Source organism: Neobacillus sp. YIM B06451, from assembly GCF_032667185.1.
In the GTDB taxonomy this organism is placed as follows: domain Bacteria; phylum Bacillota; class Bacilli; order Bacillales; family Cytobacillaceae; genus Bacillus_D.
Window position 1 is genome coordinate 195,618 of the sequence record NZ_JAVFKJ010000003.1, and the last position, 14,267, is coordinate 209,884.

The 14,267-nt window shown below is 46.3% G+C and carries 14 protein-coding genes; all 14 read left to right on the forward strand.

The genetic code is table 11. The features are described 5' to 3' along the window. Position 1 precedes the first annotated feature (1 nt). The 14 genes from bshA to RB160_RS08550 all read left to right on the forward strand — a co-directional run bounded on the left by bshA (position 2) and on the right by RB160_RS08550 (position 14,212). Positions 2-1,129 carry an N-acetyl-alpha-D-glucosaminyl L-malate synthase BshA gene (bshA, locus tag RB160_RS08485; protein WP_316569806.1) on the forward strand — a complete coding sequence of 376 codons (1,128 nt, stop codon included), beginning with the start codon at positions 2-4 and terminating at the stop codon, positions 1,127-1,129. Between the two features lie 10 nt (positions 1,130-1,139). Then, positions 1,140-2,339, forward strand: coding sequence for a CCA tRNA nucleotidyltransferase (locus RB160_RS08490; protein ID WP_316569807.1), 1,200 nt, complete (start codon positions 1,140-1,142; stop codon positions 2,337-2,339). Further along, positions 2,312-3,310, forward strand: a complete 999-nt coding sequence (locus tag RB160_RS08495) for a biotin--[acetyl-CoA-carboxylase] ligase (RefSeq protein WP_316569808.1) — start codon at positions 2,312-2,314, stop codon at positions 3,308-3,310. Before RB160_RS08490 ends, RB160_RS08495 begins: the two co-directional genes overlap by 28 nt. Before the next feature lie 232 nt (positions 3,311-3,542). Further along, positions 3,543-4,379: a 3-methyl-2-oxobutanoate hydroxymethyltransferase gene (gene panB, locus RB160_RS08500; RefSeq protein WP_316569809.1), complete on the forward strand. Its 837-nt coding sequence runs from the start codon at positions 3,543-3,545 to the stop codon at positions 4,377-4,379. Further along, entirely contained in the window at positions 4,376-5,221 is an 846-nt protein-coding gene (panC, locus tag RB160_RS08505) for a pantoate--beta-alanine ligase (protein ID WP_316569810.1), read from the forward strand. The genes panB and panC overlap by 4 nt, the downstream gene beginning before the upstream one ends. 51 nt (positions 5,222-5,272) lie before the next feature. After that, on the forward strand, positions 5,273-5,656 hold the full coding sequence (gene panD, locus RB160_RS08510; protein ID WP_316569811.1) for an aspartate 1-decarboxylase: 384 nt from the start codon (positions 5,273-5,275) through the stop codon (positions 5,654-5,656). Positions 5,657-5,876: 220 nt separating this feature from the next. Beyond that, on the forward strand, positions 5,877-8,657 hold the full coding sequence (gene dinG, locus RB160_RS08515) for an ATP-dependent DNA helicase DinG (RefSeq protein ID WP_316569812.1): 2,781 nt from the start codon (positions 5,877-5,879) through the stop codon (positions 8,655-8,657). A 131-nt stretch (positions 8,658-8,788) separates the two neighbouring features. Next, positions 8,789-8,959 carry a YpmA family protein gene (locus tag RB160_RS08520; protein ID WP_115452367.1) on the forward strand — a complete coding sequence of 57 codons (171 nt, stop codon included), beginning with the start codon at positions 8,789-8,791 and terminating at the stop codon, positions 8,957-8,959. 12 nt (positions 8,960-8,971) lie between these two features. Then, positions 8,972-9,454 carry a cell wall elongation regulator TseB-like domain-containing protein gene (locus RB160_RS08525; RefSeq protein WP_316569813.1) on the forward strand — a complete coding sequence of 161 codons (483 nt, stop codon included), beginning with the start codon at positions 8,972-8,974 and terminating at the stop codon, positions 9,452-9,454. A 19-nt stretch (positions 9,455-9,473) separates the two neighbouring features. After that, complete coding sequence (locus tag RB160_RS08530; RefSeq protein WP_316569814.1) at positions 9,474-10,667, forward strand: pyridoxal phosphate-dependent aminotransferase; 1,194 nt, start codon at positions 9,474-9,476, stop codon at positions 10,665-10,667. A 109-nt stretch (positions 10,668-10,776) separates the two neighbouring features. Beyond that, positions 10,777-12,069, forward strand: coding sequence for an asparagine--tRNA ligase (gene asnS / locus RB160_RS08535; protein ID WP_316570047.1), 1,293 nt, complete (start codon positions 10,777-10,779; stop codon positions 12,067-12,069). A gap of 202 nt (positions 12,070-12,271) precedes the next feature. Beyond that, positions 12,272-12,976, forward strand: coding sequence for a DnaD domain-containing protein (locus RB160_RS08540; protein WP_316569815.1), 705 nt, complete (start codon positions 12,272-12,274; stop codon positions 12,974-12,976). 93 nt (positions 12,977-13,069) lie between these two features. After that, positions 13,070-13,720, forward strand: a complete 651-nt coding sequence (gene nth / locus RB160_RS08545; RefSeq protein ID WP_316569816.1) for an endonuclease III — start codon at positions 13,070-13,072, stop codon at positions 13,718-13,720. Continuing rightward, the gene (locus tag RB160_RS08550) at positions 13,721-14,212 is read left to right on the forward strand and encodes a YpoC family protein (protein ID WP_316569817.1); all 492 of its coding nucleotides are present in this window, start codon (positions 13,721-13,723) and stop codon (positions 14,210-14,212) included. Positions 14,213-14,267 lie beyond the last annotated feature (55 nt).

Here is a 14,267-nt window from a genome sequence, read left to right on the forward strand (position 1 = left end):
GATGGAAAAATTAAAAATAGGAATTACATGTTATCCTTCTGTCGGAGGTTCCGGGGTAATAGCAACTGAACTGGGAAAACTTCTGGCTGAAAGGGGCCATGAGATCCATTTTATCACCTCAAGCATGCCCTTCCGGCTGACCCGGATGTATCATAACATCAACTATCATCAAGTTGAGGTGAATCAATATTCGGTTTTTCAGTATCCCCCCTATGACATAGCTCTTGCCAGTAAGATGGCAGAGGTGGCAAACCAGGAAAGCCTGGATTTGCTGCATGTCCATTATGCCATCCCTCATGCCGTATGTGCTATATTGGCAAGGGAAATGAGTGGGCGTGACCTGAAAATTGTTACAACTCTTCACGGAACGGATATTACCGTACTTGGAAATGACCCTTCGCTTTCCGATGCGATTAAATTTGGGATTGAAAAGTCGGATATCGTTACAGCGGTTTCCAACTCACTTGTATCCCAGACAATGGAACTTTTAAATCCTAATAAGGAAATCGAGACTGTTTACAATTTTATTGATGAGAGGACCTATTTAAGGATCAGCGAAACGGAATTGAAGCACAAACTCGGAATCCGCAAGGAGGAAAAGGTCGTCATCCATGTTTCGAACTTCCGGGGGGTTAAAAGAGTACCCGATGTCGTCCAGGCATTTGCCCATATTGCTTCAAGAATGCCTGCCAAACTGCTGCTTGTCGGGGATGGCCCCGAAATAAGGAAAGTGTTGAAACTTGTTACAGACCTTGGCTTAAAGGAGAAAGTCCTTTTCCTTGGGAAGCAGGACAATGTGGAAGAATTATATTCAATAAGCGACCTGATGCTCCTCCTTTCCGAAAAGGAAAGTTTCGGGCTCGCAGCACTCGAGGCCATGGCATGCGGAGTACCTTGTATCGGGACAGATATTGGCGGCATTCCCGAGGTAATCACCGACGGGGAGAACGGGTATATTTGCCCGTTGGGAGATATAGAGGCCATAGCAGACAAAGCAATTTCCCTTCTTTCCGATAATGGCCTACATAGAGATTTTTCACGCCGGGCTTCGATTATAGTAAAAGAACGCTTTAATGCGGACAAGGTCGTAGGCCAGTACGAAAGGCTTTATTATAAACTCCTGGAATAGGGTGAGAGCAGTGGAGAAGCCATTCAAAGACGCGCTTCCAGTTCTGGATGCAATTCATAGAGCAGGGGAGGATGCCTATTTTGTCGGCGGATCGGTAAGGGACAGGATCATGTCAAGGCCGATTGGCGATATTGACATAGCAACCTCAGCCCGTCCTGAACAAATCAAGGAAATATTCTTAAAAACGGTCGATATTGGAATTGAGCATGGAACTATACTTGTCCTTTTTAAAGGAGGTTCATACGAGGTAACCACTTATCGGACAGAAACGGGCTATACTGATTACAGGCGACCCGATAAGGTAGAGTTTGTAACATCGCTTCATGAAGATTTAAAACGGCGTGATTTTACGATAAATGCAATGGCAATGGACAGTGCCGGGGGGCTGATTGATCCTTTTGGCGGCAAAGAGGATATAGTCAGGCGGGAAATTAGGACGGTCGGCGACCCTGCCGACCGGTTTGGCGAGGACGCCCTTAGGATGATGCGGGCCGCCCGTTTCGCAAGCCAATTGGGCTTTAAAATTGAAGAGGCCACGTTCACATCTATGAAAAAATTGGCTCCATTGCTTAGCCATATAGCGGTGGAACGGAAGAAAGCTGAATTTGAAAAACTCCTCGGCGGCAAATGGAGGAAAGAGGGCCTGTCAATCCTGATTAGATCAGGAATCGTTGAGTATTTGCCAGGATTAAGCGGAAGGGAAGCGGATTTGGAAACCTGTCTGAATCTCGATATAGAGAATCTCGATACAGATGAAATGTGGGTACTGCTCCTCTACTGCCTCGGGTTTCATAAGCAAGGTTCAGAATCATTTTTACGTTCGTGGAAAATGTCCAACAAGCAGATTGCCTTGTTAACCAGCCTGCTTCACTACATGAAAGAAAGGATGGAGGCTGATTGGGACATATCTTCGCTGTTCGAAGCGGGCAAAAAGGCAATCGCTTCTGTCGAAAGGCTTGTCGAGGCGGCTGGAGGCAACGCAAGTAATGAATCGATGGAAAAATGGCTTTCGAACTATGAGAAGCTTCCAATAAAGGACAAAAAGGAACTTGCCGTATCTGGAGGCGATCTTATCCGTTGGGAAGGAAAAAACGGCGGTCCCTGGGTGAAAGAAAAAATGGCGGCGATTGAACGGGCTGTACTTCTTGGAGCTGTCGAAAATAATCACTTAATTATAAAGGAGTGGCTCTCAAAGTGCAATCAGACATAAGGAAAAAGCTTTTGGATGCATTCGCTGAAGCAGAGGGAGGCTTTCTTTCCGGACAAGTCCTCGCAAATCTAATTGGCTGCTCCCGTACCGCTGTCTGGAAGCATATCGAAGGACTTCGGGATGATGGATTTGTAGTTGAATCCGTGAAAAGGAAAGGATACAGGCTTGCCGGAACCCCATCGGCTTTGACGGCAGATGAAATCAGGCTTGGCTTGAAAACACGGTTTATCGGGCAATCGATTCTTTACCGGGAAACGGTCGATTCAACTCAAAAGCTGGCCCTTGCACTTGCACAGCAAAAAGCACCAGAAGGGACGCTTGTCGTGGCAGACGAGCAGACCGCAGGACGAGGGAGAATGGACCGAAAATGGCATTCCCCGAAAGGGACCGGCATTTGGATGAGCCTCCTTCTCCGCCCCGAAATCCCGCCCCAACAAGCTCCCCAGCTAACACTTTTGGCAGCCGTGGCGGTTGCCAGGGCAATTGAGGAAGCCTCAGGGCTAACGCCTGAAATCAAATGGCCGAATGACCTGCTGGTAAATGGTAAAAAAATAACTGGAATCCTCACCGAGCTTCAGGCCGAATTGGACAGGATCCACTCTGTTATCATCGGGATAGGCATGAATGTTAACCAAAAGAGAGGCGATTTTCCGGAGGACCTAAATGAAATTGCAACCTCCATCCTGGAAGAGACCGGAAATGAAACTTCCAGGCCAATGGTCATCCGTGAATTTTGCGCCCAATTCGAGAAGCTTTACCTTCTATATTTGGAAAAGGGTTTTTATCCGATCAAGCTACTTTGGGAAAGCTATGCCAAAGGAATCGGCGGGAGGATAAGGGCCAGGACATACAATGGCATCCTCGAAGGCCGAGCGCTTGGGATAACCAATGATGGGGTTCTTGAGCTGGAGGATTCCACCGGCAAGGTTCATTTGATTTATTCGGCAGATATCGACTTTCCCCTTTCCTAGTTTTTTCTGTGGCGCAGGAAAGGGGTTTTTTGCTATAATTCGTTTGGGCGGTATCCTGGTGAACTGCACCTTTGCAAGGACAAATGAAAAAACGGTTTCTGCCTAGATCCGTAAAGGACCGGGACAGAGGGATTGCACATTTTTCCGAACGGATCCTCTGCCTTCAGCTGGATCTTTTTTCATGCTGCCGGCATATCCGTTAACCCTCTTCCTCAAAGAAGGAGGATAATGAATGAAAAAAACGACTGATTTTTTAAAAATGAAAGAGGCCGGGGATAAAATCGCCATGCTAACGGCATACGACTTTCCATCGGCAAAGACGGCGGAACAGGCTGGGATTGATATGATTCTGGTCGGAGATTCGTTGGGGATGGTCGTCCTCGGCTATGAAACAACGGTACCTGTCACAATCAACGATATGATTCACCACGCAAAAGCTGTCAGAAGGGGCGCTCCTGATACATTTATTGTCGTGGACATGCCCTTCATGAGCTTCCACGTATCAACCGGGGATACACTGCTTAATGCGGCAAGGATCATTCAGGAGACAGGAGCGCATGCAGTGAAGCTTGAGGGCGCTGATGAAGTCCTTGGGAAAATCAAAGCCCTGACTGCCGCTGGCGTTCCGGTTGTTGCCCACCTTGGCCTGACCCCCCAATCCGTCGGTGTGCTTGGAGGCTACAAGGTTCAGGGAAAGGACGCGGAAGCTGCGCTCAAATTGATTGAAGATGCTCGCCTTTGCGAAGAGGCGGGGGCATTTGCACTGGTGCTTGAATGCGTTCCAAAACAGCTTGCCGCCGAGGTATCCCAGAAGCTATCCATACCAGTTATCGGGATTGGGGCCGGTCCGGGCGTAGATGGCCAGGTTCTTGTATATCATGATCTTGTTGGCTATGGTTCTGGAAAGGTGCCTAAGTTCGTCAAGCAATACGGACAGGCGGGCGCGAATATTACAGAAATGATCGGCCAATATATTTCCGAGGTGAAAACAAGCCTGTTCCCTGAAAAAATCCACACATTTACGATGAAGGAAGAAGAGCTGCAAGCCCTTTATGGTGTGAAGGAATGAACGTCATTGAACAGATCGCTGAACTACGGGAAGAAATAAAAGAACATAAAAGGAATGGCCGGACGGTTGGATTCGTCCCGACAATGGGCTACCTTCATGACGGCCACCTTTCCCTTATTAAAAAGGCGAGAGCGGAAAACGATATCGTTGTTGTCAGCATTTTCGTTAATCCGCTGCAATTCGGCCCCTCGGAGGATTATGATTCCTATCCAAGGGACTTAAGACATGATACATCGCTCGCAAGGGAGGCTGGAGCGGATTATTTATTCGCTCCTTCCGTACAGGAGATGTATGCCGCTGCTCCTTCAGTATCGGCCACGGTAAAGGATCGGACCGATGTGCTATGCGGAAAGTCAAGGCCGGGTCATTTTGATGGAGTTGCCACTGTCGTGACTAAACTTTTCAACATCGTACTTCCCGAGAGAGCTTATTTTGGCCAAAAGGATGCACAACAAGTGGCTGTCGTGGATGGGCTTATAAAGGATTTCAATTTTCCGATAAAGCTTGTGCCAGTGGAAACGGTAAGAGAAGATGACGGGTTGGCAAAAAGCTCTAGGAATATCTTTTTGACCCCGGAAGAACGGCAGGAGGCCACAGCACTCTACAAAAGCCTTCAGGCAGCCCGGGAGGCGATCGGGAATGGGCAAAAGAATCCGGAAACCATTATTGAATTGATGAAAACGATTATTGATACACAGACGAGCGGGAAGATTGATTATATCGAAATCTACAGCTACCCGGAACTCAAACCGGTGGACACACTTAAGGGCCGAATCATTATCGCTCTAGCTGTCCGCTTTTCGGGTGCAAGGCTAATTGACAATATGATTTTTAATGCTTAATCCCGGAAATGCTGTTTTGCGCTATTGCCGGGATAGGAGGAGAGAAAGAGCATGTTCCGCACCATGATGAACGGTAAAATTCACCGGGCAAGGGTGACCGAAGCTAACCTGAATTATGTCGGCAGCATTACAATCGACGAAGACTTGCTTGATGCTGTCGGGATGGTAGCGAATGAAAAGGTTCAAATCGTTAACAATAACAACGGTGCAAGGCTTGAAACATATATAATCCCAGGAGAACGCGGCAGTGGTGTCGTCTGTCTGAACGGGGCTGCTGCAAGGCTAGTGCAGGAGGGTGATGTTGTCATCATCATTTCATATGTCTTGGTACCAGAAGAAAAAGTCGCTTCGCATGAGCCGAAAGTAGCGATTATGGATGAGAATAACCAAATTGTCGAGCTAATCCATACCGAACCGGCCAATACGATTATGTAGGAGAAAACTCCCTTCCTTGGGGAGTTTTCTTTTTGGGCTCCGGCGTACTTTCATTCCTTCTTTCATTTTTTTCGAATGTAGAAATATAAAGGGACAGCGTTTTTAACCAATCTTTGTCGCTCAACGGGATTTGCAACACACCTTTTCCGATACCCCTGCTTTTTATTTTTCTGTTTTTATGTTACCGTTTTGTTTGAATGAATAGTTGGGGTGTTAATGAATGGCCAAGAAATATGTTGTAGTCGACCTTGAAACGACAGGGAATTCGCCAAAAAAAGGGGACAGGATCATCCAATTTGCCGCAGTGGTTATTGAAAACGGCAAAATTGTCGAAGAGTTTTCTTCCTTCGTGAATCCATTGCAGCCCATCCCCGCCTTTATAGAAGAACTGACCGGGCTAAGGGACTCGGATGTAAAGGATGCCCCGTTGTTCCCGGAAATCGCCGGCAAGGTATCCTCCCTTCTTAAAGATGCCTATTTTGTTGCCCATAACGTCCTTTTCGATCTTGGCTTTTTACAGGAAGAGCTAATAATGGCGGGAGAAGAAGCTTTTTCGGGGCCAGTCCTTGATACAGTCGAACTGGCAAGGTTCATGGATCCGGAAGCAGACAGCTATAAATTGGCTGACCTTGCGGAAAAGGAAGGGCTTTCGCACGACCGGCCCCATCAGGCGGATAGTGATGCTTATGTAACTGCGGAGTTACTCCTTTTATATACGGACAGGATCGAGAAACTTCCTGAAAAGGTCCTTACCAAGCTCGCTTCCCTTGCTGAGGGGTTAAAAAGTGACTTGCACCTGCTCCTGAACAAAATTGCCCTTAGCAAATCAACAGATACGAATCTTCCTGAAGAGCTTGTGTCCGTAAACGGCATTGTCCTAAAGAAGCAGCATGCATCAGGGAAAACTGGTAAGGAAAATCAAAATCATTTTAACTATCCATATAGCCTTGAGGAAAAACTTGCATTAATCCAAAAACCCCGGCTTGAAAGCAGGGCTGGCCAATTTGAGATGATGGACGAGGTTTTCCACTCTTTTGAGAACGGGACCCATGCGTTAATCGAAGCAGGGACGGGGATTGGGAAGTCGCTCGGCTATCTTTTGCCGGCCGCGTATTTCGCAAAAAGGAACCTCTCTAGGGTAGTCGTTAGTACGCATACCATCCAGCTTCAGGAACAGCTTTTGGTAAAGGAAATCCCCCTGTTAGAACAAATCGTTCCTTTTCCGATTAAAACGGCTCTCCTTAAAGGAAGGAACAATTACATATCATTAAGCAAGTTTGCGAAAAGCCTTGAAGAGGAAAATGATAATTATGATACCGCCCTTGCTAAAATGCAAATCCTTGTCTGGTTAACGAGAACCGTAAACGGCGACAAGGATGAATTGAACCTATCCAGCGGTGGACGCCTCTATTGGAATACAATCAAAAATGAAAAAGATAGCTTTTCTGGAAGCAGTCCATGGGACGAATATGATTTTTATAAACGGGCTAAAAGAAATGCCGCTGACGCGGACCTTTTGATTACAAACCATGCTCTCATTTTATCCGACCTGGAAACCGATGGCGCGGTTTTACCCGAATACCGTTATGCCGTCATAGATGAAGGCCACCATTTTGAAAAAGCTGCTGGCAAACACTTTGGAGTAAGGATCGATTATTTGGGTACAAGGCTTGCAATCGGGCAGTTCGGTCTTATTGAACAGCGGCAGCTTTTCTATAAGGCCGAAAAAGTGATCAGAGATCTGCCTCTCAGGGATAAGGTGATTTCGCAGGCAAAGCTGAACGAGCTCGTTTCTGGGGCATTCGTTGAAATGGACGAATTCTTCCGGCTGGCCATAGCCTATACGGAAAAAGGCCGGAATAGAAATTCATTAAAACGATTGAAGGCAGGGATAAGTGAAACGCGGAACAAAAACGAATGGGAAGCGCTTAAACATGCTGCAGGCCGGTTTTCATTTTTCCTAAAGGATTTGCATTCTGCCGCCAATGCAATGATGGGTCTGGTGAAAGGAATAAATTCCAAAGATTCATATGGCTTAGCGAGCAGCCTTGCAGCTTTTCTTTCGGAAATAGATTTGCTTAGAAACGGCATTGGAGCTTTTTTTTCAAGCGGGGAAGGCTTTGTAAAATGGATTGAAACCGACCTCAGGGCCCCACAAAATACAACAGAGCTGATTGCGATGCCCGTTTCGGTCGCAAATGAAATTTCGGAAAACTTCTTTAAGAAGAAAAAATCGGTCGTTTTGACTTCGGCCACCTTGACTGTGAACAAATCTTTCCGTTTTTCCCTTGATGGGCTGGGAGTTGACCCTCGATACGTGAACTTGCTTTCCATCCCTTCTCCTTTTGATTACAAGGAGAATGTGAAATTATTCATAACGACCGACCTGCCTGAAATTAATTCCGTTCCCCAGGAAGAATATATCGCCGAAATTGCCGGAAGAATTGTTTCGATTTGTGATGCCGCAAAAGGAAGGCTTCTTGTACTGTTCACTTCCCATGACATGCTGAAGAAGACTTATGAACTAGTTAAGGAAAGCGGACTTCTCTCGGAATATGCCCTGATTGCGCAGGGAATTACAGGCGGAAGCAGGTCAAGGCTAACCCGAAGCTTTCAGAAGTATGAAAAGGCGGTCCTGTTCGGGACAAACAGTTTTTGGGAAGGAATCGATATTCCGGGGGAAGGGCTTTCCTGTCTCATTGTCGTCCGTTTGCCGTTCAGCCCGCCAGACGAGCCATATACGAAAGCGAAATGCGAGTTGATTGAAAGAAGAGGAGGCAGGCCCTTTTCGGAATATTCGCTTCCCGAGGCTGTCTTAAGGTTTAAACAGGGTTTTGGTAGGCTGATTAGGACAGGGACCGACAGGGGGGCAATCGTTGTTTTTGACAAACGGCTCGGAGAATCCTCCTATGGGAGAGCGTTCCTCGATTCTATCCCTTCCGTCTCAACCAGGAAGGCAGACATTGATCAAGTGGTTGAGGAGATTGAAAATTGGCTGTAAGAAGGCGGAATCAAAAATTTAGATTGAAAAGTGAATTGTTTTTTTACGAAGCAAACTATTACCTGATATAATTAGTAAATACTTATCTGGCCCCGGCCCATCGACCGGGAGATTTGATGGAGGCTGTTTTTATGGAAAGTAAAATTGAAGTTCTTTCAACTGTAAAGATCCAGAATAGCCCTGACCTGTACAAGGTCGTGGATGCGTTGAACAGATGCTTGAAGGACAGGGATCTCATGTTTGGCCTGGCACTTGACAGCAACGATCATTCAAAAGCTATTTTTACGATTTACCGGACGTAAAGGGGCGAAGAAGTGAAAAAAATTGTCCTATACGCTATTCTATTTTTAGCATTGGCCACGGGAATTGCCGGGTGGATTTATTCAAATGCAATGAGTCCGGTCAGGGCCGCGGAACAAAAGGCGGTCCAGATTGCCAGGGAAGAGGCTGGAATAATAAAAACAGACCGTTTCTATTTGTATAATTTGTATAATGACTACGAAACAGTTTACGTTGTCATGGGCACAAATAAGAAGGGCCAGGAAGTCATCGCCTGGATACCGGAAAAAGGCGGGGAGACCGTGGTCCGGAAAATTGAAGACGGTGTTACTAAGAGTCAGGCAAAGAACAAGGTCCAAAAAGAAAAAAAGCCAAAAAAAATTATATCTGTCAGGCCTGGAATGGAAAATGGCGTTCCATTTTGGGAGGTTTACTATACCTCTGAGAATGGGTTGCTAAATTACTATTATGTATATTTCGATACGGGGGATATGTACAAATTAATTAGAGATCTTTAATCAATCTGGAGGTAAAAAAATGAAAACAACATTGGCCCACAGGGTACTCGCTTTGTCCCCCTCCCCGACACTGGCTATCACTGCAAAGGCAAAGGAACTGCAAAGCCAGGGGCATGGAATCATTGGGCTTGGAGCAGGTGAACCCGACTACAATACGCCAGAACATATACTCGAGGCGGCCAAGAAATCAATGGATGAAGGGTACACTAAATATACCCCTTCCGCAGGATTGCCGGAATTAAAGAAGGTAATTTCCGAAAAATTCTCCAAAGACCAGGGAATCAATTATGCGATGAATGAAATCATTGTCGGGAATGGCGCCAAGCATATCCTATACACACTTTTTCAGGTTTTACTGGACGAAGGTGACGAGGTCATTATCCCGTCCCCATACTGGGTAAGCTACCCTGAGCAGGTGAAATTGGCCGGAGGGGTGCCGGTTAACGTTGAATGCAAGGAAGACAGCCAGTTTAAAATTACCGCCCGCCAACTTGAAAACGCCATTACCAATCGAACAAAAGCGGTCATTATCAATTCGCCTGGAAATCCGACCGGGATGGTTTATTCAAAGGACGAGCTTAATGCGCTCGGTGAAATTTGCCTCAAACACAATGTGCTTATCGTTTCTGATGAAATATACGAAAAGCTAGTCTACGGAGGGGTTAAGCATATATCGATTGCCCAGATTTCACCTCAATTAAAGGAACAAACCATTATTGTTAACGGTGTATCAAAATCGCATTCGATGACAGGATGGAGGATTGGCTATGCCGCTGGCAATAAGCAGATTATTGAAGCAATGACCAATCTGGCAAGCCATAGCACATCCAACCCTACAACAACTGCCCAGTACGCAACGATTGAAGCCTATAGGGGCACGCAGGACCCGGTGGAGGAAATGCGAAAAGCATTCGAAAGCCGGCTTGAAAAGGTATTCCCTAATCTGGTTTCCATTCCTGGCTTTAGCTGCTTGAAGCCTCAGGGCGCGTTTTATCTTTTCCCAAATGTGAAAGAAGCTGTGGAGGCATGCGGCTATAAGGATGCGGATGAATTCTCGGAAGCACTCCTAGTGGAAGCAAAAGTGGCCGTTGTTCCAGGGTCCGGATTCGGCTCTCCGGATAACATTAGGCTTTCGTATGCAACTTCTCTTGAAAATCTTGAAGAAGCCATCCGCAGGATCCATGAATTTGTCTCTGAAAAGATACGAAAATAGACCAAAGCGGGGGAACTGTTTTCCAGTTCCCTTGCTAGAGGATTTTTACAATTGTATAATAGGATGATACATAGAAATTGTCTTGCTAGTTTTGGAGGGAAAAACAGTGATTAAATCGACGATTGCAGAGGTCCACAAATATGTTGGGGAAGAAGTGAAAATTGGTGCCTGGCTTGCCAACAAACGGTCCAGCGGGAAAATTGCCTTCCTTCAGTTAAGGGATGGCACAGGGTTCATGCAGGGGGTTGTTGTCAAAAATGAGGTTCCTGAAGATGTATTCCAGGCCGCCAAAACGATTACACAAGAATCCTCCCTTTATGTGACTGGGGTAGTCCAAAAGGATGAACGTTCCCCGTTTGGCTATGAATTGAACGTTAAGGGGATTGAAGTCATTCAGCTTGCCTCTGACTACCCAATTACCCCAAAGGAGCACGGTACCGAATTCCTGATGGACAACCGCCATCTTTGGCTGCGTTCAAAGCGTCAACACGCGGTCATGAAAATCCGGAATGAACTCATCCGCTCAACGTATGAGTTTTTTAATAATCACGGGTTTGTTAAGGTGGATCCGCCAATTTTGACTGGCAGCGCGCCGGAAGGGACAACGGAGCTTTTCCATACAAAGTATTTTGAAGAAGAAGCGTTTCTTTCCCAAAGCGGCCAGCTTCACTTGGAAGCGGCAGCCATGGCGCTTGGCAAGGTATTTTCGTTCGGGCCGACATTCCGCGCGGAAAAATCAAAAACGAGAAGGCATTTAATTGAATTTTGGATGATGGAGCCGGAAATGGCATTTACGGACCATGAAGAAAGCCTGGTCGTCCAGGAAGAGTATGTAGCTTATATCGTTCAATCCGTCCTGAAAAATTGCCAGCTCGAGCTTAAAACCCTTGGCAGGGATCTATCAAAGCTTGAACAAATCAAAGCGCCGTTTCCACGGATTACGTATGATGATGCAATCAAACTGCTCCATGAAAAAGGCTTTGACGATATCCAGTGGGGGGATGACTTTGGGGCTCCTCATGAAACGGCAATTGCTGAAAGCTATGACAAACCGGTTTTCATCATTCATTACCCTACTGGACTGAAGCCATTCTACATGCAGCCTCATCCAGAACGTGATGATGTGGTTTTATGCGCCGACATGATCGCTCCTGAAGGGTATGGCGAAATCATTGGCGGCTCCGAGCGTATCCATGATTATGACCTCCTTAAAAAGAGGCTGGAAGAGCACAACCTTCCATTGGAGGCATATAATTGGTATCTGGAGCTTAGGAAATACGGATCAGTCCCACATTCCGGTTTTGGCATCGGACTTGAAAGAACAGTCGCTTGGGTCAGTGGCGTCGAACACGTCAGGGAGACCATTCCATTCCCACGACTGCTGAACAGGTTATATCCATAAAAAATTGTAAAACCCGCCAACCTATTCTTTTTGGCGGGTTTCTTATTGCCAGTAAAGGGCATACCATTTTTCATGGCTGTTTAAAGGGTAAGTACAGGTGTCCTCGATTGTGCGCGGCTACCCGGTTTCCAAAAAAAGAGTCTAGTGGAACACCTTACTTGGCAGGCTTGTTCATGTTATACTGATAGGGAGGTGTCGAAATATGAAAACGGGTATCCTTGCGTGGATGCATGAGGGGAATGTGACAATACCTTCTTTGCTTTTTTCCGAATACAGGAATTTAAAACTGACTGAATATGACCTGGCCATTGTTTTGAACATACTTGCCTTTACACAAAAAGGGAATAATTTTCCCACTCCCGAAGAGCTTTCCTCGCGGATGACAATTTCCATCAACGAGTGTACCGATTTGCTTAGGAGATTGATTCAGAGAGGCTACATAGAAATCATCGATGAATGTTCACCGGAAGGCATCCGTTCTGAAACATACTCATTGGACCCCCTTTGGGAAAAGCTTGTGGACCAATTCCTGCTGAACCAGAAAAATGAAAAGGAACAAGGCAGAAAATCCGAAGAGTCAGACTTATACACCGTTTTTGAGAAGGAATTCGGCCGGCCGCTTTCACCTTTCGAATGCGAAACGCTCGCTATGTGGGTGGATGATGACAAGCACGCTCCGCAAATTATTAAGGCGGCTTTACGGGAAGCTGTCATGTCGGGAAAACTTAATTTCCGTTATATTGACCGCATCTTGTTTGAATGGAAAAAGAACGGAATTAAAACCATCGAGCAGGCAAGATCGCAAAGCCAAAAATTCAGGCAGCGCCAGCAGGCAAGGCAGGGCTTTCCAGACCGCCAAAGCCAGCCCGCGGCAGCCGTGCCATTTTACAATTGGCTTGATCAGTAATGCCGATTTTCCAGGCGAGAGAGCATCTTCTCTCGTTTTTGCTTTGCATGCATGTATTTATCCACGAAGACCTAGAAAAGCAGGTGAACCATTTTGCTAAAAAAAGACCAAATTCGTTTTTGCCTTGATGAAATGGGCAGGATGTTCCCAGAAGCCCATTGTGAACTGAACCATTCAAACCCATTTGAACTTGTCATTGCGGTGGCCTTGTCCGCGCAATGTACCGATGTCCTCGTGAATAAAGTGACCGAATCGCTTTTTGAAAAATACAAAACGCCACAGGACTATTTGAACGTCTCTCTTGAAGAATTGCAAAATGACATCCGTTCAATCGGTTTATTCAGGAACAAGGCGAAAAATATCCAGAAGTTATGCTCAATGCTATTGGAAAGCTATAGAGGGGAGGTTCCGCGCGATAGGGATGAATTGACCAAGCTGCCAGGGGTGGGCCGGAAAACGGCCAATGTCGTCGTTTCCGTGGCTTACGGCGTTCCGGCAATCGCGGTTGATACCCATGTGGAACGGGTAAGCAAACGGCTTGGGATTTGTAGATGGAAAGACTCGGTTCTTGAAGTTGAGAAGACGCTTATGAAAAAGGTGCCGAAGGATGAATGGTCGGTCACCCACCACCGGATGATTTTTTTCGGTCGTTATCATTGCAAAGCCCAAAATCCCCAATGCCCTGAGTGCCCTTTGCTTACGTTATGCAGGGAAGGAAAAAAGCGCATGAAAGGGATAGTATAAATGAGCGGATACATTCCTTCCGATTTGGACCATCCGTTTTTTAAAGGGATAATAACGAATCCAACTCCCATTACAGCTGATGTCACCTTGTTTTCACACGAAATTTCCTATTATTCGGGAGGGGGAGGTAAGGGGCCATGGAACGAGCCGGCCCAATCCGTTCCAATGCTTTTTGCAGCGTGGGAAAGTTTGCGTGAGGAAATCTCTCTTGCATTTAAAATTAGGGATAAGGCATTAATCACATCGGCAATGAGGAAGGGAGTGGGGCTGTTCTTGCACGTTCTGTTTTGGAGCAATGGACAGCCTGTATCGCTTGCATCCATGCCAGGGAGTTGTGGCTTATCGGTAAAACCAGCGAATTGTAGGGACAGGATCCAATTTTTAATTGATCGCCCAGATTTGTTCCATTCGTTTATCCAGTTGGGTGAGCTTATGGATGAGCAATATAAGCAATTCCAGGTAAAACTCGCCAAAGTGACAAAAAATCGATAAAGAAGCGCCTGGCTCATTAGCCAGGCGCTTTCCTTTAACTTATGTTACGAATGAG